The organism is Pseudomonas sp. GW821-FHT01A09 (assembly GCF_058986725.1).
Window position 1 is genome coordinate 97,169 of sequence record NZ_JBYSWB010000008.1, and the last position, 19,240, is coordinate 116,408.

The following is a 19,240-nucleotide window of genomic DNA, read 5'->3' on the forward strand; positions in this document are numbered from 1 at the left end:
ATAATCACGCTATTCGTACGTGGAGAGTGCCCATGCAACACCGGATGTGGTTACCGCTATGCCTGTTCACCACCCTGGCTCACGCTGCCGAGCCAGCGCCGACCACCAGCCCCCACGACCTCGGTTACAGCCTCGGCGCCAGCCTCGGCACACGCTTGCATGACGAGGTGCCCGGGCTGCAACTGGACGCCCTGATCGAGGGCCTGCGCCAGGCCTACAAAGGCGAGCCACTGGCACTGAGCGACGAGCGCATCGAGCAGATCCTCACCGAGCACGACGCCCAGGTCGCCGCCAGCGGCGCGCAACCGCAAAGCGAAAAAGCCCTAAGTGCCGAGCGCGATTTTCTGACGACCGAAAAAGCCAGACCCGGTGTCCGGTCGCTGCCCAACGGCATCCTGATCACCGAGCTCAAGGCCGGCACCGGCAACCTCGCCAAAGCCAGCGGGCGGGTGCAGGTCACCTACAAAGGCATGCTGCCGGACGGCAGCGTGTTCGACGAGAATTCGCAACCACAGTGGTTCCGACTCGACAGCGTGATCGAAGGATGGCGCGATGGGATGGAGGGAATGCCGGTGGGGGCCAAGTGGCGGCTGGTGATACCGTCGGCGCTGGCCTATGGGGCGCAGGGTGCGGGCGATGTGATCGCGCCCTATACCCCGCTGACGTTCGAGGTCGAACTGCTGGGCGTTGGCGACTGAATGCTGAAATGACCTGGCGCGCAGGGGGCATCACCCCCCACCGCCAGCAGCTTACTGCGGGACCGAGACAGCATCCTTGTGCGAGGTGTGGAGCACCTCGATCAGGCAGTCTTCAAGCTCGAAACGCTCGTGCAGCAAGGCGCCCAGCGCCTTGAGTTCGGCAGCGACCTCATCGGCATGGGACCAGTCGCCGTTATCGCAGTGATCGTTGAAGGCCATGGCCTTCTCGGTGATTGCGTTGATACGTGGATAGTATTGATCTGCCAATTCAAGGCCGCGCTCGTCACCGAATGCCTTGGCCTCGCTGTTGAGTTGCTCGTAGACCTCGAAATGCCCGGCCGAACAGTAATCGACCAGCGCTTCGCAGAACCTCTGCAGTACCTGGTGATCCGCCCCGAGGGTATCGGGTTTGGCTTGCAAATCACGGTAAGAGCTGACCAGCTCCTCACGCTCCGTCAACCAACGGTCGATGAGCAAATGAACCCCGCCCCAGCGTTCCTGAGCATTCTTGCAACTTTCCAACATGATGATTTTTCCCTTGGGAGGTGCTGCCCGTTCGATGCGACCATGGGGCCGAAAGCCCGGCGCAAGAGGCAGCACTCGACAGCCTGATTTCTTGGGCGCGTGTGGGGAGATTATGCCCGCACGGCGGTGGCTTCAAGGTACGCATGCGACTAAGTTCATACAAGCGTTTTATCCATCGACCCGTCGCCACGCCCGTCATCCGGCGCTTCAGCGATGGAGTATCTGAATGACCGCGAACGCCGCCAGGCCAGTAAAACCCAGCAGGCTCCACTCGGGAAGGCTCAAGCCCAGGAGTGACCAGTTGACGGAGCCACAATCGGGCGTCCCCAGCACCAGGACCTTCAAGGTTTGCAGCAACGGCGCGTGATGCAGCATCTGCCACAGACCCGGGTGGCAGGTCACCGCCGGCGCATCGGCGTGCTCCTGCAGCCACAACTGGCGCGTCGCGGCCAGGCCACCGAGCAATGCGCTGAGCAGGGCGATGGCGGCATAGATACGCATGCCCAAAGCACGCGGAAAATGCAATGCGGCGGCCAGGCAGACCATACCGAATACCACCACGAAACCCCGCTGCACGATGCACAGGGAACAGGGTTGCAGGCCAACTTCGTACTCAAGATACAGCGCGGCGCCCATGATCGAGACCGTGGCGAAAAACGCCAGCAGGAACATGGAACGCGAACGAGCCAGAATCATGGCAAACCCGATATCGGAATAGACAAGCCGCCACGGTAGAGGAAAGGTCGCAAGCGTTTCAAGACGGTGCTCTTAGGACAATTCTGAAAAGCATCGGATTGCCCCTGAAAATGCGGCAAGGGGGCTTGCCCCCGAAAGCAATCCCAGCCCCCTCACCGAGGCCGATACGCCGAATCGGCGCAAGCCGCCTCGCTTCACAGCAAGGTCAGCCCCGCGCCAGCTCGGGCAGTGGGGCGGCCAGCAGGCGCTCATCCAGCAAGCCAAGGCCTTCCTGGAACAGCTGATTGCTGCCCTGGGTGTCGCCCAGTTGCGCCAGCAGACGCGCCAGCTCGGCGCAGGCTTCGGGGTTGCGCTGCAGACGCAGGCTGGCCTCCAGATAATCACGGGCCTTGCCCCACAGGCGGTTCTGCAGGCACAGGCGACCGAGCGTCAGCAGCAGGCTGGAATCGTCCGGGTGCTGCTTGAGCCAGCCTTCGGCGCTCTGCAATTGCTTGCCGGCATCGGCACCGCGCACCAGCCCGTACAGACGCGCCAGATGGCTGTCGTATTGACGCTTGAGGGCTTGGCGCAGCACCTCCTCCGCCTCGGCCTGGGCGTTCAGCTGGCGCAGTTGTTCGGCATAGGCCAGCACCAGCGCCGGCTCCTGACGCTGACCCGAGCTCAACTGCTGCCAGGCGCCATGCAAAGCCGCCAGCCCCTCTTCCCGGGCGCCCGGCTGCACGGCCGCCAGCGATAGATTCTCGCCCCAGGCTCGGCGCTCCAGCTCGGCCAGTTCGGCCACTGGCAGGGCCTTGTCCTTGCGCAATTCGGGCAGCAGGCGAATCAGGGCCGGCCACTCGCCGCGCTGCTGATGCAGACGCTGCAACTGTCGCAACACCTGCACATTGCGCGGATGGCGCTCGTGCATGGCCTGCAACGTCTGCAGGGCGCCATCGCTGTCGCCACGGTCGATCTGCAACTGGGCATGGCTCAGAGCGATGGCCAGCTCGGCCTGGGGCTGACGCAGCAAAGCGCGTTCGAGCAAGGCATCGCTCTCGGCATGCCGACCCTGTTCGTTGGCGGCACGGGCGGCGCCGAGGTAATACAGCAACGGCTGCGGCTCGGCTTCGGCGGCCCGCTGCAGATGCTTTTCGGCACTGCTCCAGCGGCCTTCGGCAAGGTCCAACTGGCCTTGTTCGATGGCGCTTTGCACGCGGCGCGAACGGTTGCGCCGCGACCATGGATTGACCAGCCCGGTTGACGTCGCCAGTGCCCTCAGCAGCAGGCCCAGCACGTACAGCACCAGGAACAACGCCAGCAGCGCGGCGAGGGTCGACCAGATACCCGACTCGTAACGGAACACATGGGGGTAATCGATCAGAATGTAGCCCGGGCTCTGGGACACGCCCAGGCCCAGCACCATGGCCAGAGCAATGGCCACCACCAGGGTCACATACAGGCGCTTCATGGCGCAGTCCCCTGCTCGGCTGGGGCCTTGGCGCCTTCGACCGGGGTATGTCGCTGGGCCATGTAGGCCTGCAAGGCGGCAAGGCTCGGGTTCAAGTCCGGGACATCGATAGTGACCGGCTGCGCCTTCAGCTCATCGATCCGTGCCAGCAGGGAGCTGGCCTGGGTGTTGTTCTGATTGAAGGCGCTGGCAACAACCCCGCGCGCCTGCTCCAGCGCTTGGGTATAGACCGCCCCCTGGCCATTGAGCGCGGCCCATTGCGCCTGCTCCAGCGCCAGGCTCAACGCCAGGCGTACCTGTTGCAGACTCTGCCCGGCCAGCAGCGGTCGGATGTTGTCATCCGGGCTGAAATCGATACGGAAGAATCCGGAGATCGTCCGCCACCATTGACGCCAATGGGCGAAACCAGCGCTCTCATCATCCAAGGCAGGCGCCTGGGCAGCGGCCTGGAATTGCGGCGCCAGCACCGACAGTTGCGCACTCTGATCACGCAGCGCCCCCAGTTGCAGGAACAACCCGGTGCGGTCCGGTTGCTGCACGCTGGTCAGCGCGGCCATGCTCTTGGCCAACTGCTCACGAGCTGCAAAGGCGGCAGGGTCGTCCTGCTCACGGAGAATTTCATCGGCTCCCAGCACCAGCGCCCGGGCACTGTTGAGGTCCTGCAGGGCCGACAAGCGCAAGCTCGCCAGCCGCACGAGGTGCTCGGCCTCAGCCAGGCGCCAGTCTTTGCGGCTGGCGCCGACCACGCTTTCAAGGCGCTGGCTCAAGCGTTGCTGATCACCCTGCAACTGCGCCACCAGGCGTCGCCGCTCTTCCAGCTCGGCCGCCGGCGGCAGCTGCGAGAGGCGCGTGTCCAGTGCCTGCTCGCCTTGTTTGAGCGCCTGCGACTGCGCGCTGAGGGTCTCGAGCTGGGCGGATTGTGATTGATGGCCGGCCGCAAGCTGGCGCACCTGCCAGACGCCCCAGCCACCGACCGCCACACCTGCGGCGGCAATCAACAGCGCCAATACCGCGATCGCCGTACCGCTGCGTGCGGGCTTGTCAGCGCGTGGGGTCAGTGGCGCCTCGGGCGCAGGTGCTTCTTGGGGCAAGACTGTTTCGCTCACGTATCCATCCTTTGTATTAGGCGTTCTTGTCGGTGGTGCCAGACGCCGGCGCCGGGCACTTTCGCAGCGCCTCGCGCAGGGCCGAGGCGCTGGCACCCGCACAGTTGATCACGTTGGTGGCGCCCGCTGCGGCAGCGATGGCTGCAACCCGCTGGCTGGGCACGAGCAACGGCAGACCTAGCAATAGCGGCGCATCATCTGCGGCCAACTGCAGCAGGTTAGCAAAACCCTGCCCACTGCTGACCACCACGCCGTTCAAGCGTTCCACCTCGATGCGCTGGCGCAGGGTGTGGGGCGGATAGCTCGGCAGGTGACGACGGTAGAGTTGCAGATAGTCGACCGTCGCGCCACGCGCGCGCAGTTGCTCGGCGAGCCACTCACGGCCACCTTCGCCGCGCATGATCAGCACGCGCGGTGCTGGCTGGTCAAGTTGCGCCAGCAGCGCGGGCAGGCGCAGCAGCGCCTCGCTGTCGTCACCCTCGGTGGGGAACTGCACCTGCAGGCCTTGCTCGCTGAGCACGTGCGCGGTGCCGGCACCTACTGCGAACCATAGAGGTCGCGCACCGGGCGGGCGCTGAGCGAGCAACGCAGCGCCCAAGCGCGCCGCTGGCTTGCTGACCACGATGACCAGCGCGTAGCGATCGAGCCGGGCGATCGGCTCGCGCAACGCGGCGGTCACCGGCAGGGGCTCGATGTGCAAGAGCGGCAGGCTGCTGCAGAACACGCCATCCCCTTCAAGCGCCTGCGCCAGGGCGGCAGACTCCTCGGCGGGGCGGGTCAGCAGCAGGCGCCAGGTTGTCACTCGGGGCTTGCCTCGCCGTAGACGTCGCGCAGAATCTGCGCCGCGCCCTGATTCAGCAACAGCTCGGCCACCTCGATGCCCAATGCCTCTGCATCGGCCCGTGGCGCGCGGGCATCGGCGCTCAGGGTCAGGGTGCCGCTGGGCTGACCGACCAGGCCGCGCAGCCACAAGCTGTCACCCTCGAGCACGGCGTAGCAGGCGATCGGTACCTGGCAGCCGCCATTGAGGTGTTTGTTCATGGCGCGCTCGGCGATCACCCGGGCGGCGGTATCGTCGTGATGCAAAGGGGTCAGCAACGCATGCAGATCGGTGTCGGCACTGCGGCACTCGATGCCCACCGCGCCCTGCCCGCCCGCCGGTAAGCTGTGTTCGACGCTGAGGCTATGGGCGATGCGCGAGGCGAAGCCCAGGCGGATCAGGCCGGCGGCGGCGAGGATGATGGCGTCGTACTCACCGGCGTCGAGCTTGGCCAGACGGGTGTTGACGTTGCCACGCAGGAAGTGGATGACCAGGTCAGGACGCCGGGCCAGCAACTGCGCCTGGCGACGCAGGCTCGAGGTGCCGACGATTGCGCCCTGCGGCAACGCATCGAGGCTGGGGTAGGTGTTGGAGACGAAGGCGTCACGCGGATCTTCGCGCTCGCAGATGCAAAACAGCCCCAGGCCCTCGGGGAAGTCCATCGGCACGTCTTTCATCGAGTGCACGGCGATATCGGCCTGATTGTCCAGCAGGGCGGTCTCGAGCTCCTTGACGAACAGGCCCTTGCCACCGATTTTGGACAGCGGCGAATCGAGCAGCTTGTCGCCACGGCTGACCATCGGCACCAGGGTCACTTCGATGCCGGGATGAGCCTCTTGCAGGCGTGCCTTGACGTACTCGGCCTGCCACAACGCGAGGGCGCTCTTGCGGGTGGCGATGCGGATGGGGCGTAGAGACATGAGTCGGTCCGTACTGGGCAAAGACCGCGATCATAGCATTTTCAGTGGGCTGGCTCAGGACCTTGTGGCGACTGGGAAGGCCTCTTCGCGGGCAAGCCTCGCTCCCACAGTGCTTTGCTATATCAAATCGTACGCCTGTGGGAGCAAGGCTTGCCCGCGAACGATCTTCAGGTCACAGGTGCTGCATCATCTTGCGTACGCCCGCCACATGGCGGCGGCTGACGATCAAGGCGTCACCATTGAGGCCCTTGAGGTACAACTGGAAGTGCCCCAGGGGCGTGCGCTGCAACCGTTCGATGCGCTCGCGCGCCACCAGGGCGTTGCGGTGAATGCGCACGAAGCGATCGCCGAACTCGTCTTCGAGTGCCTTCAGCGGTTCATCCAGCAACACCTCGCCGCCCTCGTGACGCAAGGTCACATACTTGTGGTCGGCAATGAAATAGATCACCTGATCCAGCGGGATCAGCTCGATGCCCTTGCGGGTACGGGCGCTGATGTGGGTGCGCGGGCCGTTGCCGGTTTCCGCCGCCGGACGCGTCAAGGCCGCCAACTGAACGCGGTTGGGACGTTCGGCTTTTTTCAACGCCTCCAGCAGCAGCTCGGAGCGCACCGGCTTGACCAGATACCCCACCGAGCTGATCTGGAACGCATCCAGCGCAAATTCGTCGTCCGCAGTGCAGAACACCACTGCCGGCGGCGCATCGCGCTCGCACAGGCGAGCCGCAACCTGCAAGCCGTCAAGGGTGCCCGGCATGCGGATATCGAGCAACACCACATCGGGCTTGAGTGAGTCGATCATGGTCAAGGCTTCATCGCCGTTGCCGGCGCCCGGCTCCATGACACTGTAGCCCTCGAGGTCGCCGACCAATCGGCTCAAACGCTCGCGGGCAAGGGGTTCGTCGTCAACGATCAGGACATTCATAGAGCACTGGATTCCTGCGTGAGTCTTGCACATGGGTAACGTAGACAAGTGAAATATCGACCGTCACGGTGATCCACGCTCAGACTCGCCCGGAACGCAAAAAGTGCCGCAAGTCGCGCACCAATGTTCTCCAGCGCCTGATGCGTGCCGCCTGAAACGTGCCGCACGGAGGCTTCGTCATAGGGATTGCTGATGCTCAATATGAACCCTCCCCCTTGGTAATCGGTTTTGACGCTGACTTGCCCGCCTTCGATGCGCGGGGCTACGCCTTGAGCAGCGCGTTTTCCGGCAACGATTGCAAGGTTAGCTGCGGGATCGGCAGGCCACCGGGAATTGTGTTGACCCTTCAGTCCTACTGTAGACGCTCGGCGGGACGATATTGCTCAATCGATAAATATCGTTTCGCCGTTCGATTGAAAGTAATAGGTAATTGCCATACGCGCCAATGCGTCGAACTGTCTGGCAACCCTGTTATTATTGGCAGCAATTTCCCGTTCACGCCTTCAACGAGCGTTTTCATGAGCACAGACAAGACCAATCAGTCCTGGGGCGGCCGCTTCAGTGAACCCGTCGACGCCTTCGTCGCCCGCTTCACCGCCTCCGTCAACTTCGACCAGCGTCTGTATCGCCACGACATCATGGGCTCCATTGCCCACGCCACCATGCTCGCCAGCGTCGGCGTGCTGACCGACGCCGAGCGCGACACCATCATCGATGGCCTCACCACCATCGAAGCCGAAATCCAGGCCGGCAGCTTCGAATGGCGCGTCGACCTCGAAGACGTGCACATGAACATCGAAGCGCGCCTGACCGACCGCATCGGCATCACCGGCAAAAAACTGCACACCGGGCGCAGCCGCAACGACCAGGTCGCTACCGACATCCGCCTGTGGCTGCGGGACGAAATCGACCTGATCCTCAGCGAAATCACCCGCCTGCAGCAGGGCCTGCTGGAACAGGCCGAGCGTGAAGCCGCCACCATCATGCCCGGCTTCACCCACTTGCAGACCGCGCAACCCGTGACCTTCGGCCACCACCTGCTGGCCTGGTTCGAGATGCTCAGCCGCGACTACGAGCGCCTGGTCGACTGCCGCAAGCGCGCCAACCGCATGCCCCTGGGCAGCGCCGCGCTGGCCGGCACCACTTACCCGATCGACCGCGCGCTGACCGCCAGGCTGCTGGGCTTCGAGGCCGTCAGCGGCAACTCGTTGGACGGCGTCTCGGACCGCGACTTCGCCATCGAATTCTGCGCCGCCGCCAGCCTGGCGATGATGCACCTGTCGCGCTTCTCCGAAGAGCTGGTGCTGTGGACCAGCGCGCAGTTCCAGTTCATCGACCTCCCGGATCGCTTCTGCACCGGCAGCTCGATCATGCCGCAAAAGAAAAACCCCGACGTGCCGGAGCTGGTGCGCGGCAAGAGCGGCCGTGTGTTCGGCGCCCTGATGGGCCTGCTGACCCTGATGAAAGGCCAGCCGCTGGCCTACAACAAGGACAACCAGGAAGACAAGGAACCGCTGTTCGACGCCGCCGACACCCTGCGCGACTCGCTGCGCGCCTTCGCCGACATGATCCCGGCCATCAAGCCCAAACACGCGATCATGCGTGAAGCCGCGTTGCGCGGGTTCTCCACCGCCACCGACCTGGCCGACTACCTGGTACGCCGCGGCCTGCCGTTCCGCGATTGCCATGAAATCGTTGGCCACGCCGTGAAATACGGCGTCGAGAGTGGCAAGGACCTGGCCGAGATGAGCCTCGAAGAACTGCGCCAGTTCAGCGACCAGATCGAACAGGACGTGTTTGCAGTGCTCACCCTCGAAGGCTCGGTCAACGCCCGCGACCATATCGGCGGCACCGCCCCGGCACAGGTCAAGGCCGCCGTAGCTCGCGGCCAGGCGCTGCTCGCCAGCCGCTGATCCACTGTAGCGAGGGGGCTTGCCCCCGAAAAATCCTGTCAGCAGCCGGTGGGTGACTGACACAGCAGATCGGGGGCAAGCCGCCTCGCTACCTTTCTCACTTGTTTGGAGGCTACGCCCATGAGCGAAGCGAACGACATTAACCAGGAAGACGAAGAAGAGTTCGTCGAATCCACTCTCATCCAGGCCATCGAGAACCAGCTGGAAAGTGGCGAGCCGGCCGCCGCCAAAGCCACCTACAACAAGCTCAAGCTGGTCGGCTATGAACATGACGACATCGTCGAGTTGATGGCCCACGTGCTGGCCTACGAGATCGACGCCATGCTCGACGCCGACCGCCCGTTCGACTCGCAGTGGTACGAAACCGCCCTGCGCGCGCTCCCGGAACTGCCCCCCGAGCGCAACTGAAACATCGGGATGTAGCAAAGCAGGCAGAACTTCCAGACCCTGACTACACTAGAAAAACCCCGCTGCCACCAGCCGGGGTTGCCGCGGTCCGCATTGCCGCGTCCATAACAATAGTCCTGGAGCGCCTCTGTCTATGTCCTACTCCACCGAATTGATCGCCGAACTGGAAATCCTTGCCCTGTTCAATCTCGGCAATACCCAGGAAGGGCTGAAAATCCACCACACCGCCGCACCACAGGCCATCGCCGCCGCGCAGCGCCTGCACGACAAAGAACTCATCACCCTCCAGGACGGGGGCTATCTCACCAGCCGCGGCATCCTCGCCGCCGAGCACGCGCAGTCGTTGCTGGATATCCTCAAGCTGCCCCAGGCCGCCTGACTCCCCGCAACCGTCCTGTAGCGAGGGGGCTTGCCCCCGAAAAACAGCGCAGACAGCCTGATGGGCCTGACGCACCGAATCGGGGGCAAGCCCCCTCGCTACAGTTGATTTGCGTCAGATCCCTATTTGCACCCTCAACATCCCGCCCTTCGCGCCGATAACCCGTCGAGAGCCTCCCGTTATCACACCCGGCCGGGGTGATGTTGAGTTTTGAATGACGCGCAACGATGAAATCCGCCCCGATCTCGATCAGGGTATCGACCGCAAGGTCCTCAGCCAGCTGCGCAAGCGTTTCCTTGACATCAACAAGGGACGGATGGACCGTGCGCTCGAAGGTTTCTCCGGTCGCCAGCAGGGCGTGCTCAAGCTGCTGCCGCTGTTTTTCCACGTCAATCACCCGCTGCTCCCCGGCTACGTGTCCGGTTCCACCCCCGCTGGCATCTCCACCTACGAGCCGGAAGACGACGTGCTGGCCGATGCCCAGCGCCTGACCCGCTCGTTTTCCTACAAGACCCGCCAGGGCAACCTGCCAAGACCGATTCTCGGGCTGTTCCTGATGGGCAGCCTGGGCACCCTGGCGCAAACCGAAAACAGCGACATGGACATGTGGGTCTGCCATGACGCCAGCCTCAGCGATCAGGGCAAGGAAGAACTGGCGCGCAAATGCACATTGCTGGAGGCCTGGGCCGAGAGCCAGGGCGCCGAAGCGCATTTTTTTCTGATCGACAGCGAACGCTTCGCTCAAGGCGAGCGCGATGACGCCCTGAGTTCGGAAAACTGCGGCAGCACCCAGCATTACCTGCTGCTCGACGAGTTCTACCGCACCGCCATCTGGATGGCCGGGCGCACGCCGCTGTGGTGGCTGGTGCCGGTGTACGAAGAATCGCGCTATGCCGAGTACACCCACACCTTGCTGTCCAAGCGCTTCATCCGCGAGAACGAAGTGCTCGACCTGGGCCACATGGCGCACATCCCGCCGGGCGAGTTCATCGGCGCCGGCCTGTGGCAACTCTACAAAGGCATCGATTCGCCATACAAGTCGGTGCTCAAGCTGCTGCTGACCGAGGTCTACGCCAGCGAACATCCCCAAGTGCAATGCCTGAGCCTGCGCTTCAAGCAGGCAGTGTTCAGCCGCCAGCTCGACCTCGATGAGTTCGATCCCTACGTGATGGTCTACCGACGCATCGAGGAATACCTGCTGGCCCGCAACGAACCCCAGCGCCTGGAGCTGGTGCGCCGGGCGTTCTACCTCAAGGTCAACAAGAAGCTCAGCGGCCCGGCGCGCCTGCGCAGTCAGGGCTGGCAACGCCAGGTGCTGGAAAAACTCACGACCGAGTGGCAATGGGACGAGCGCCAACTGATGCTGCTCGACAGCCGTTCTCAGTGGAAGGTGCGCCAGGTGGGCAGCGAGCGCCGCGCGCTGATCAACGAACTCAACTACAGCTACCGCTTCCTCACCCAATTCGCCCGCAACCAGCCGATGGGCACCCCCACCGACCGGCGCGACATGAATATCCTCGGCCGTCGCCTGTACGCCGCGTTCGAGCGCCGCGCCGGCAAGATCGAACACATCAACCCCGGCATCGCTCCGGACCTGGCCGAAGACACCCTCACCCTGGTGCAATCGCCCAACAAGCGCGAGCCCGGCCAGAGCCAATGGGCGATCTTCACCGGCAACCTCGGCATTCAGGAGTGGGAGCACTTCTCCCCGCTCAAACGCAGCCGCGAGTTGATCGAGCTGCTCGCCTGGAGCCACCGCAACGGCGTGATCGACAGCAGCACGCGCATGGCCTTGCACCCCGGCACCAGCGACCTGACCGAGTTCGAGCTGTTCAACCTGCTCGGCAGCCTGCAGCAAAGCATCGATCTGGAGCAGAACGACGTCAGCGACGAGCAGTTGCTGCTGCCCAGCGTGCCGGCCGAAGTGCTGCTGATGGTCAATGTCGGGGTCGACCCGCTCGGCCATCATCGTGACCTGAACATCCTGATGACCACCGAACGCACCGACTCCCTCAGTTACGCCGGAGTGCGAGAAAACCTGGTGCTGACCCTCGACCAGGTGATGATCAACAGCTGGAACGAGGTGCAGGTCAGCCGCTATGACAGCCCCCACGCGCTGCTCGACTGCCTGCGCGACTACCTCAACGGCCTGGTACCTGGGCGCCCGGCGCCACGACTGCGGGTGCGTTGCTTCTGCCACAACCGCGCGGCCGCCATCGCCCAGCGCGTCGAGGCGCTGTTCAACACCGCCCAGCAATTGCTGGAACAGAACCGCGACTATCGCTATCTGTTCAAGGTCGAAAAGCACTATCACCTGCTCAAGCTGGTGCGTGGCAATGTCACCCACACAGTGCTCGAGAGTCTGCCGGCGCTGATCGCCCAGTTGGGCGAGGCGCAAAGCGGCTACAGCCCGCTACGGGTCGATGAACATGCATTGGAGGGCCAGGATCTGGCGCTGGTGCTGGCCCAAGGCAAGAAGAACTGCGTGCAGGTGTTCTACCGCCAGTACGATCGCCAGGCGCAGTTGTATGTGCTGGATGAGTTCAATGTGCTCTGGTGTCAGCGCCTGCCCTACCTCGACGAAAACACCCTGCTGGCGCCGCTGCAGCGCTTTTTTCATTCCACGCTGTTCCGCCGCGAGGCGCTGCGGCCGATGGAAGACGGCTTCCCGGCGCCGGCGCTGGAGCTGCGCTACTACCGGCTGATGCCCGCCGGCAGCGCCACCGGTACCGGGCCGGCGCGCGCCGCCGAACCGCGGCTGGCCCCCCAAGGCGCGGTGGAGCGGCCGTTCTATGACATCCAGGCGATCATCGAGCGCACTTCTGCCGATCAGCATCAGATCACGCTGTATTGCAATCAGATGGAATTCAGCGAGCTGGAGCACGGTTCGCAGCTGTACACCAAGGTCGCGCAGCAGATCATTGCCCAGCGCACCGGCGGCGAGCGCTACCGGTGCTACATCACCGACCTGGACCTGTCAGGGGTGTTTACCGACAGCGCTCCGTCGACCCAGGCCTACCTGCGCTACAAGACCGAGCTGGAGCGTTCACTCAACAGCGCGCTGACCAGCCTCTGAGGCAAGGCGGCGCTGCTTGGCCTGCGCGCAGATCACCCGGCGCCGGGCGTCATCGGCCGAGCGCCATTCACGGATGTCCTCGACATGACGCATGCAACCGCGGCACACCTTGTGCTCGTCCAGCCGACAGAGGCTGATGCACGGCGACGGCACCGCAGGGCTGACATTGCTGTACAGCGGCTTGGGCGGCCGGACGGGAGTTTCAGCGCTCACTTTCGTCATCGATGGCGGTGAAGTCGAGCTCGTGACCCGCTTGTTCCTTGACCAGACGCGTGAGCATCTCGCCCAGCAGCTCTTCGCTCTTGTCGCATTTCCAGTTGCTTTCCTCTTCGTCGTAGTCGAAGTGGAAGCCACCGCTCTTGGCCGCCAGCCACAACTGACGCAGAGGTTCCTGGCGGCTGAAGATCAATGAACCGCCCGTTTCGAACTTGACGGTCAACACGCCGGCCGAGATTTCCAGATCAGGATCAAGCTCGCTGTCGTCGAAAATATCTTCCAGTGCTTTTTGGGTGGCATCGACCAGGTCGTGAAAACGGGCTTCGGTCAAACTCATTGCAAGAACCTCGAAAAGTGTCTGATGACGCTGTAGCGCGGCACGATACGAGCAGCGCGCACCGAATGCAAAGATTAAAGACCTGCGGCGTGCTCGGCACCAGCCAGTCGGCTCGAATAGGCAAGGCGGCGGGGGCTGGGTATACTCGGGCGCAATTAATGCCTATACAAAGGATGTCGCCATGAAGCGCATGATCTCCTCCCTGGCTGCGCTTGTCGCGATTGCCTGCCTCGTGAGTGCCTGTGGTCAAAAAGGCCCGCTGTACATGCCCGATGGCAGCGCGTCGCCGGCTGACCAGAAGTCGTCGCAGAGCAAAACCCACAAGCACTACTGATCAAGGGATCACCATGGACGCTTTCAACTACCGCGACGGTGAGCTGTTCGCGGAAAACGTCGCATTGTCTGCCCTTGCGCAGCGGTTCGGCACGCCCACCTACGTGTACTCCCGCGCCCACATCGAGGGCCAGTATCGCGCCTATGCCGATGCCCTGGCCGGTGTGCCGCATCTGGTCTGCTACGCGGTCAAGGCCAACTCCAACCTCGGCGTGCTGAACGTCCTGGCCCGCCTGGGCGCAGGCTTCGATATCGTTTCGGGTGGCGAGTTGGAACGCGTCCTGGCGGCTGGCGGCAAGGCCGACAAAATCGTCTTCTCCGGTGTCGGCAAGACCCGCGAAGACATGCGCCGCGCCCTGGAAGTCGGTGTGCACTGCTTCAATATCGAGTCCACCGACGAGCTCGAACGTTTGCAAGTGGTGGCTGCCGAGCTGGGCAAGCGCGCGCCGATCTCCCTGCGCGTCAACCCCGATGTCGATGCCGGCACCCACCCGTACATCTCCACCGGCCTCAAGGAAAACAAGTTCGGCATCGCCATCGCTGACGCCGAGGATGTCTACATCCGCGCCTCGCAGCTGCCCAACCTGGATGTCATCGGTGTCGATTGCCACATCGGCTCGCAGCTGACCAGTCTGCCGCCCTTCCTCGACGCGCTCGATCGCCTGCTGGGCTTGATCGATCGCCTGGGCGACTGCGGCATTCACCTGCACCACATCGACCTCGGTGGCGGCGTGGGTGTGCGTTATCGCGACGAAGAGCCGCCACTGGTGGGCGACTACATCAAGGCTGTGCGCGAGCGCATCGCCGGCCGCGATCTGGCGCTGGTGTTCGAGCCGGGCCGCTACATCGTCGCCAACGCCGGCGTGCTGCTGACCCAGGTCGAATACCTCAAGCACACCGAATTCAAGGATTTCGCCATCGTCGACGCGGCCATGAACGACATGATTCGCCCGGCCCTGTACCAGGCCTGGATGAACGTCACCGCCGTCGCGCCCCGTGCCGATGTCGAGCCGCGCGCCTACGATGTGGTCGGGCCGATCTGCGAAACCGGCGACTTCCTCGCCAAGGATCGTCAGTTGGCCATCGCCGAAGGCGACCTGCTGGCCCTGCATTCAGCCGGTGCCTATGGCTTCGTCATGAGCTCCAACTACAACACCCGTGGCCGTTGCGCCGAAGTGCTGGTCGATGGCGACCAGGCCTTCGAAGTGCGCCGCCGCGAGACCGTAGCCGAGCTGTATGCCGGCGAAAGCCTGCTGCCGGAGTAAACCCATGCTGCTGCGTTTTACCAAGATGCACGGCCTGGGCAACGACTTCATGGTCCTCGACCTGGTCAGCCAGCACGCGCACATCCAGGCCAAACACGCCAAGCAATGGGGCGACCGCAACACCGGCATCGGCTTCGATCAATTGCTGATCGTCGAGGCACCGAGCAATCCGGACGTCGACTTCCGCTACCGGATCTTCAATTCCGATGGCTCGGAAGTCGAACAGTGCGGCAACGGTGCGCGCTGCTTCGCCCGCTTCGTGCTGGACAAGCGCCTGACCGCCAAGAAGCTGATCCGCGTCGAAACCAAGGGCGGCGTGATCGAGCTCGACGTACGCAACGACGGCCAGATCAGCGTCGACATGGGCGCGCCACGGCTGGTGCCGGCGGATATCCCGTTCCAGGCCGACGCCCGTGCGCTGACCTATAAGCTGGACGTCGAAGGCCGGACCGAACAGATTTTCGCCGTGTCCATGGGCAATCCCCATGCCGTGCTGCGAGTCGAAGACGTCAACAGCGCGCCGGTTCGCGAGCTGGGGCCGAAGATCGAGCATCACCCGCGCTTCCCGCAGCGGGTCAACGTCGGCTTCATCCAGATCATCGACCGCCATCGCGCACAGCTGCGGGTATGGGAACGCGGCGCCGGGGAAACCCAGGCCTGCGGTACCGGTGCCTGCGCTGCCGCCGTCGCGGCCATCAGCCAGGGCTGGATGGACTCGCCCCTGACCCTCGACCTCACCGGCGGCCGCCTGTCCATCGAGTGGGCCGGCGAAGGCCATCCAGTGATCATGACGGGCCCTGCGGTTCGCGTGTATGAAGGACAAGTGCGCTTATGAGTGATCTGCCCGAGGAACCGGTGCTGGCGGCCGAAGATGTGGCCGCCTACCTGCGTGAGCACGGCGACTTTTTCGTCGAGCACGAGGAGCTGTTGACCTCGTTGCGCCTGCCTCACCAGCGCGGCGATACCGTGTCGCTGGTCGAGCGGCAGATGAAACTGCTGCGCGAACGCAACATCGAGATGCGCCATCGGCTGTCGCAGTTGATGGACGTCGCCCGCGACAACGATCGGCTGTTCGACAAGACCCGCCGTTTGATCCTCGCCCTGATGGATGCCGGCAGCCTCGAAGAAGTGGTCATGGCCGTGGAAGACAGTCTGCGCCAGGAATTTCAGGTGCCCTTCGTCAGCCTCATCCTGTTCAGCGACACGCCGACGCCCGTGGGCCGCTCGGTCACCGGCGCCGAGGCACAGGGCGCCATCGGCAGTTTGCTCACGGACGGTAAAAGCGTGGCCGGGACCTTGCGCGATCACGAGCTGGACTTCTTGTTCGGCGAGGAACAGCGCGCGCAGATCGGCTCGACCGCCCTGGTCACCCTCAACGGCGGCCAAGGCCTGTTGGCCATCGCCAGCCGTGACCCGCAGCACTACAAAAGCTCGGTGGGCACCTTGTTCCTCGGCTATATCGGCGAAGTCCTCAGCCGTGTGCTGCCCCGCTTCACCAGCGCGCTGCGCTCGGTCCGCTGACCATGCAGACACCGCTCGACGCCTACTGCACGCATCTGCGCAGTGAGCGTCAGGTGTCGCCCCACACCCTCGACGCCTACCGCCGTGATCTGGACAAGGTCCTGGCCTTCTGCACCAAGGAAGGCCTGACCAGCTGGGCATCGCTGGATATCCAGCGCTTGCGGCGGCTGGTGGCCAAACTGCACCAGCAGGGCCAATCGAGCCGCAGCATCGGCCGCCTGCTGAGCGCCGTGCGCGGGTTTTACCGCTACCTCAATCGAGAGGGGCTGTGCGACCACGATCCGGCCAATGGCCTGGCGCCCCCCAAGGGTGAACGTCGGCTGCCCAAGACCCTCGATACCGATCGCACTCTGCAACTGCTTGAGGGCGCACTGGAGGATGACTTCCTGGCCCGGCGCGATCAGGCCATCCTCGAACTCTTCTACTCCTCGGGTTTGCGCCTGTCGGAGCTGACTGGCCTCAACCTCGAGCAACTCGACCTCGCCGACGGCCTGGTGCAGGTCCATGGCAAGGGCAGCAAGACCCGCGTGCTGCCGGTGGGTCGCAAGGCTCGTGAAGCGCTGCAGCAGTGGCTGCCGCTGCGCGCCCTGAGCAATCCCGCCGACGACGCCGTGTTCGTCAGCCAGCAAGGCCGACGCCTGGGTCCCCGGGCCATTCAGCTGCGGGTCAAGGCCGCGGGCGAGCGCGAGCTGGGGCAGAATCTGCATCCGCACATGTTGCGACACTCCTTCGCCAGCCACCTGCTGGAGTCCTCTCAGGACCTGCGCGCGGTCCAGGAAATGCTCGGCCACGCCGACATCGCCACCACGCAGATCTACACCCACCTGGACTTCCAGCACCTGGCCGCGGTCTACGACAACGCCCATCCCCGGGCCAAACGCAGTAAAGGCAACGACTCATGACGCTAGAGCTGATCACTTTCGACCTCGACGACACCCTTTGGGATACCGCGCCCATCATCGTCAGTGCCGAAGCCACCTTGCGCGATTGGCTGGCAGCCCATGCACCAGATCTGGGCCCGTTTCCACGGGAAGCCTTGATGGCGATTCGCACTCGGCTGGTGACGGCCGAGCCTGGCTTGCAGCACCGTATCAGTGCGTTGCGTCGGCGGGTGCTCTTTCACGCGCTGCGAGACGCCGGTTACGCCGAGGCTGAGGCCAAGCGGCTGGGCGACGAGAGCTTCGAGGTCTTCCTGCACGCGCGCCATCAGGTGGAGCTGTTCGCCGACGTGCTGCCGACGCTGGAGCAGCTGAGCGCGCATTACACCTTGGGGGTGGTGACCAACGGCAACGCCGATGTGCGTCGGCTGGGGCTGATGCATCACTTCAAGTTCGCCCTGTGCGCCGAGGACCTGGGAATCGGCAAACCCGACCCGGCGCCCTTCCTGGAGGCCCTGCGCCTGGGCGGCGCCGAAGCCGCGCGCGCGGTGCACGTCGGCGATCACCCGGTCGACGACATCGCCGGCGCTCAGCGGGCCGGGCTGCGCGCCGTCTGGTACAACCCGCAGCACAAGCCCTGGGACGCCGAGCATGCGCCGGATGCCGAGATTCACAGCCTGGCGCAACTGCCCGAGACCCTGCGCAACCTCTAACCCATGTGGTGAGGGGCTTGCTCCCGAGAGGTCGGCACTGAAACACCGAGGTCAATCATTTACGCCCTCTCGGCAGCAAGCCCCCTCACCACAGGGTAATGTCGAATAGGCAGGATTAATTCCAGCCACAAAAAAACCCGCAGCGACGGCGGGCTTTTCCGGGGACGCAAGCACTCAGATAGGGCGGCTACCGTACTTGTTGTCGGGCTTCTTGGGTGGATCTGCCACCACATTCGGCTCGACTTCCTGCACCTTGCCACCCCGCGACAGAAACTCTTCCATCGCGCGAGCCAGTGCATCGCGTTCCTTGTTCTTGGCCTCGATACTCGGCAATTCGTCGACCGACACCGCAGCCTTCTTGCCCTTGGCCGCAGGGACCGGGGTATCGTCACCGCTGTCGTCAGCCACGTCTTCGGCGCCGGCCGCTTCCAGGCCTTCCTCGGTATCGTCCTCGTCGCCTACTTCGAGTTCGTCGTTTTCCAGATCATCGTCGCTCATTGTTCTACCTCATGACTTGCGAAAGCAGATTATTTATAGCCCAGCCGGGTCGCCTGTCGACCCCTGCCGGGAAAAATTCATATCCGCTGCTTACCAGCGGTCAAACGTCCTCGCCATACAAGGTGGCAAGCACCCTGCGAGCACCACCGTGATCGCGGTGTTCGCCCAGATAGACGCCTTGCCAGGTTCCTAGCGCAAGCCGCCCATCGGTTACCGGTAACGTCAGCTGACAGCCCAACAGGCTCGCCTTGAAGTGCGCCGGCAGGTCGTCGTCACCTTCGTCGTTGTGTTCAAAGCCCGCTGTTCCCTGTGGGATCAGCCGATTGAAAAAACGTTCGAAATCTCGACGTACCGCTGGGTCGGCATTTTCATTGACGGTCAGCGATGCCGACGTGTGTTGCAGCAAAAAATGCACCAATCCGGTCCGGCAGGCCCGCAGTTGCGGTAGTGCGGCCAGCAATTCGTCGGTCACCAGGTGGAAGCCCCGTGGGCGTGCCCGCAAGGTGATGGTGGTTTGCTGCCACATACGCTTCTCCAGACGTTCGGGGCGCATTCTAGCGCGCTGCAAG

The 19,240-nt window shown here is 63.9% G+C and carries 22 protein-coding genes and 1 pseudogene; 11 read left to right on the forward strand and 12 right to left on the reverse strand.

The annotated features are described in order from the left end of the window. The first annotated feature begins 32 nt into the window (after positions 1-32). Positions 33-698: an FKBP-type peptidyl-prolyl cis-trans isomerase gene (locus AC3WJP_RS11755; protein WP_493721512.1), complete on the forward strand. Its 666-nt coding sequence runs from the start codon at positions 33-35 to the stop codon at positions 696-698. A gap of 51 nt (positions 699-749) precedes the next feature. Here AC3WJP_RS11755 and rsd read toward each other — a convergent pair whose 3' ends face one another. From rsd to AC3WJP_RS11795, 8 genes and pseudogenes are all read right to left on the reverse strand, one after another. After that, entirely contained in the window at positions 750-1,223 is a 474-nt protein-coding gene (rsd, locus tag AC3WJP_RS11760; protein ID WP_493721511.1) for a sigma D regulator, read from the reverse strand. A gap of 207 nt (positions 1,224-1,430) precedes the next feature. Next, positions 1,431-1,919, reverse strand: a complete 489-nt coding sequence (locus tag AC3WJP_RS11765) for a disulfide bond formation protein B (RefSeq protein WP_493721510.1) — start codon at positions 1,917-1,919, stop codon at positions 1,431-1,433. Between the two features lie 205 nt (positions 1,920-2,124). Then, positions 2,125-3,366, reverse strand: a complete 1,242-nt coding sequence (locus AC3WJP_RS11770; protein WP_493721509.1) for a heme biosynthesis HemY N-terminal domain-containing protein — start codon at positions 3,364-3,366, stop codon at positions 2,125-2,127. After that, the gene (locus AC3WJP_RS11775) at positions 3,363-4,472 is read right to left on the reverse strand and encodes a uroporphyrinogen-III C-methyltransferase (RefSeq protein ID WP_493721508.1); all 1,110 of its coding nucleotides are present in this window, start codon (positions 4,470-4,472) and stop codon (positions 3,363-3,365) included. The genes AC3WJP_RS11770 and AC3WJP_RS11775 overlap by 4 nt, the downstream gene beginning before the upstream one ends. Positions 4,473-4,488: 16 nt before the next feature. Further along, a complete protein-coding gene (locus AC3WJP_RS11780; RefSeq protein WP_493721507.1) occupies positions 4,489-5,274 on the reverse strand; it encodes a uroporphyrinogen-III synthase in 786 nt (261 codons plus the stop codon). Next, positions 5,271-6,212 carry a hydroxymethylbilane synthase gene (gene hemC, locus AC3WJP_RS11785; protein WP_493721506.1) on the reverse strand — a complete coding sequence of 314 codons (942 nt, stop codon included), beginning with the start codon at positions 6,210-6,212 and terminating at the stop codon, positions 5,271-5,273. The genes AC3WJP_RS11780 and hemC overlap by 4 nt, the downstream gene beginning before the upstream one ends. A gap of 172 nt (positions 6,213-6,384) precedes the next feature. Further along, complete coding sequence (locus AC3WJP_RS11790) at positions 6,385-7,134, reverse strand: LytR/AlgR family response regulator transcription factor (RefSeq protein WP_493721505.1); 750 nt, start codon at positions 7,132-7,134, stop codon at positions 6,385-6,387. Further along, positions 7,131-7,540, reverse strand: a pseudogene (locus AC3WJP_RS11795) (sensor histidine kinase); the annotation flags it as partial. The gene AC3WJP_RS11790 and the pseudogene AC3WJP_RS11795, both read right to left, overlap by 4 nt. Before the next feature lie 112 nt (positions 7,541-7,652). Between AC3WJP_RS11795 and argH the strand changes: the two are divergent. The 4 genes from argH (at position 7,653) to AC3WJP_RS11815 (ending at position 12,910) form a co-directional block, all read left to right on the forward strand. Next, positions 7,653-9,047 carry an argininosuccinate lyase gene (gene argH / locus AC3WJP_RS11800; RefSeq protein ID WP_493721504.1) on the forward strand — a complete coding sequence of 465 codons (1,395 nt, stop codon included), beginning with the start codon at positions 7,653-7,655 and terminating at the stop codon, positions 9,045-9,047. Positions 9,048-9,167: 120 nt separating this feature from the next. Further along, a complete protein-coding gene (locus AC3WJP_RS11805) occupies positions 9,168-9,455 on the forward strand; it encodes a hypothetical protein (RefSeq protein WP_493721503.1) in 288 nt (95 codons plus the stop codon). Between the two features lie 133 nt (positions 9,456-9,588). Beyond that, positions 9,589-9,834 (forward strand): TIGR02647 family protein, encoded by a 246-nt coding sequence (locus AC3WJP_RS11810; protein ID WP_311968501.1) that lies wholly within the window; start codon positions 9,589-9,591, stop codon positions 9,832-9,834. 214 nt (positions 9,835-10,048) lie between these two features. Further along, complete coding sequence (locus tag AC3WJP_RS11815; RefSeq protein ID WP_493721502.1) at positions 10,049-12,910, forward strand: class I adenylate cyclase; 2,862 nt, start codon at positions 10,049-10,051, stop codon at positions 12,908-12,910. Here the strand turns inward: AC3WJP_RS11815 and AC3WJP_RS11820 are convergent. Together AC3WJP_RS11820 and cyaY are read right to left on the reverse strand one after the other, a co-directional pair. Next, entirely contained in the window at positions 12,881-13,123 is a 243-nt protein-coding gene (locus tag AC3WJP_RS11820; RefSeq protein WP_493721501.1) for a DUF1289 domain-containing protein, read from the reverse strand. The genes AC3WJP_RS11815 and AC3WJP_RS11820 overlap by 30 nt on opposite strands. Continuing rightward, a complete protein-coding gene (gene cyaY / locus AC3WJP_RS11825; protein WP_493721500.1) occupies positions 13,113-13,463 on the reverse strand; it encodes an iron donor protein CyaY in 351 nt (116 codons plus the stop codon). Before cyaY ends, AC3WJP_RS11820 begins: the two co-directional genes overlap by 11 nt. 181 nt (positions 13,464-13,644) lie before the next feature. Here cyaY and lptM point away from each other — a divergent pair, with 181 nt between their 5' ends. Genes lptM through AC3WJP_RS11855 form a run of 6 tightly spaced genes read left to right on the forward strand, consistent with a single transcriptional unit; the run spans position 13,645 to position 18,173 of the window. Next, a complete protein-coding gene (gene lptM / locus AC3WJP_RS11830; protein WP_493721499.1) occupies positions 13,645-13,797 on the forward strand; it encodes an LPS translocon maturation chaperone LptM in 153 nt (50 codons plus the stop codon). 13 nt (positions 13,798-13,810) lie between these two features. Next, positions 13,811-15,061: a diaminopimelate decarboxylase gene (lysA, locus tag AC3WJP_RS11835; protein WP_493721498.1), complete on the forward strand. Its 1,251-nt coding sequence runs from the start codon at positions 13,811-13,813 to the stop codon at positions 15,059-15,061. A gap of 4 nt (positions 15,062-15,065) precedes the next feature. Continuing rightward, a complete protein-coding gene (gene dapF, locus AC3WJP_RS11840) occupies positions 15,066-15,896 on the forward strand; it encodes a diaminopimelate epimerase (RefSeq protein ID WP_493721497.1) in 831 nt (276 codons plus the stop codon). Then, the gene (locus tag AC3WJP_RS11845) at positions 15,893-16,582 is read left to right on the forward strand and encodes a DUF484 family protein (RefSeq protein WP_493721496.1); all 690 of its coding nucleotides are present in this window, start codon (positions 15,893-15,895) and stop codon (positions 16,580-16,582) included. Before dapF ends, AC3WJP_RS11845 begins: the two co-directional genes overlap by 4 nt. A 2-nt stretch (positions 16,583-16,584) precedes the next feature. After that, positions 16,585-17,484: a tyrosine recombinase XerC gene (gene xerC / locus AC3WJP_RS11850; protein ID WP_493721495.1), complete on the forward strand. Its 900-nt coding sequence runs from the start codon at positions 16,585-16,587 to the stop codon at positions 17,482-17,484. Then, a complete protein-coding gene (locus tag AC3WJP_RS11855) occupies positions 17,481-18,173 on the forward strand; it encodes an HAD family hydrolase (RefSeq protein WP_493721494.1) in 693 nt (230 codons plus the stop codon). Before xerC ends, AC3WJP_RS11855 begins: the two co-directional genes overlap by 4 nt. Positions 18,174-18,347: 174 nt before the next feature. Here AC3WJP_RS11855 and sutA read toward each other — a convergent pair whose 3' ends face one another. Together sutA and AC3WJP_RS11865 are read right to left on the reverse strand one after the other, a co-directional pair. Further along, complete coding sequence (gene sutA / locus AC3WJP_RS11860) at positions 18,348-18,671, reverse strand: dormancy-specific transcriptional regulator SutA (RefSeq protein ID WP_493721493.1); 324 nt, start codon at positions 18,669-18,671, stop codon at positions 18,348-18,350. A gap of 100 nt (positions 18,672-18,771) precedes the next feature. After that, the gene (locus AC3WJP_RS11865) at positions 18,772-19,197 is read right to left on the reverse strand and encodes a secondary thiamine-phosphate synthase enzyme YjbQ (protein WP_226504014.1); all 426 of its coding nucleotides are present in this window, start codon (positions 19,195-19,197) and stop codon (positions 18,772-18,774) included. Positions 19,198-19,240: the final 43 nt, after the last annotated feature.

Bases quoted from the DNA above. Each gene is read 5' to 3' on its own strand.
- sutA (WP_493721493.1), bottom strand. From the start codon at position 18,671: ATGAGCGACGATGATCTGGAAAACGACGAACTCGAAGTAGGCGACGAG.
- AC3WJP_RS11815 (WP_493721502.1), top strand. From the start codon at position 10,049: ATGACGCGCAACGATGAAATCCGCCCCGATCTCGATCAGGGTATCGAC.
- argH (WP_493721504.1), top strand. From the start codon at position 7,653: ATGAGCACAGACAAGACCAATCAGTCCTGGGGCGGCCGCTTCAGTGAA.
- AC3WJP_RS11790 (WP_493721505.1), bottom strand. From the start codon at position 7,134: ATGAATGTCCTGATCGTTGACGACGAACCCCTTGCCCGCGAGCGTTTG.
- AC3WJP_RS11770 (WP_493721509.1), bottom strand. From the start codon at position 3,366: ATGAAGCGCCTGTATGTGACCCTGGTGGTGGCCATTGCTCTGGCCATG.
- AC3WJP_RS11765 (WP_493721510.1), bottom strand. From the start codon at position 1,919: ATGATTCTGGCTCGTTCGCGTTCCATGTTCCTGCTGGCGTTTTTCGCC.
- AC3WJP_RS11810 (WP_311968501.1), top strand. From the start codon at position 9,589: ATGTCCTACTCCACCGAATTGATCGCCGAACTGGAAATCCTTGCCCTG.
- AC3WJP_RS11805 (WP_493721503.1), top strand. From the start codon at position 9,168: ATGAGCGAAGCGAACGACATTAACCAGGAAGACGAAGAAGAGTTCGTC.
- cyaY (WP_493721500.1), bottom strand. From the start codon at position 13,463: ATGAGTTTGACCGAAGCCCGTTTTCACGACCTGGTCGATGCCACCCAA.
- rsd (WP_493721511.1), bottom strand. From the start codon at position 1,223: ATGTTGGAAAGTTGCAAGAATGCTCAGGAACGCTGGGGCGGGGTTCAT.
- AC3WJP_RS11755 (WP_493721512.1), top strand. From the start codon at position 33: ATGCAACACCGGATGTGGTTACCGCTATGCCTGTTCACCACCCTGGCT.
- xerC (WP_493721495.1), top strand. From the start codon at position 16,585: ATGCAGACACCGCTCGACGCCTACTGCACGCATCTGCGCAGTGAGCGT.
- AC3WJP_RS11845 (WP_493721496.1), top strand. From the start codon at position 15,893: ATGAGTGATCTGCCCGAGGAACCGGTGCTGGCGGCCGAAGATGTGGCC.
- lysA (WP_493721498.1), top strand. From the start codon at position 13,811: ATGGACGCTTTCAACTACCGCGACGGTGAGCTGTTCGCGGAAAACGTC.
- lptM (WP_493721499.1), top strand. From the start codon at position 13,645: ATGAAGCGCATGATCTCCTCCCTGGCTGCGCTTGTCGCGATTGCCTGC.
- dapF (WP_493721497.1), top strand. From the start codon at position 15,066: ATGCTGCTGCGTTTTACCAAGATGCACGGCCTGGGCAACGACTTCATG.
- AC3WJP_RS11855 (WP_493721494.1), top strand. From the start codon at position 17,481: ATGACGCTAGAGCTGATCACTTTCGACCTCGACGACACCCTTTGGGAT.
- AC3WJP_RS11865 (WP_226504014.1), bottom strand. From the start codon at position 19,197: ATGTGGCAGCAAACCACCATCACCTTGCGGGCACGCCCACGGGGCTTC.
- hemC (WP_493721506.1), bottom strand. From the start codon at position 6,212: ATGTCTCTACGCCCCATCCGCATCGCCACCCGCAAGAGCGCCCTCGCG.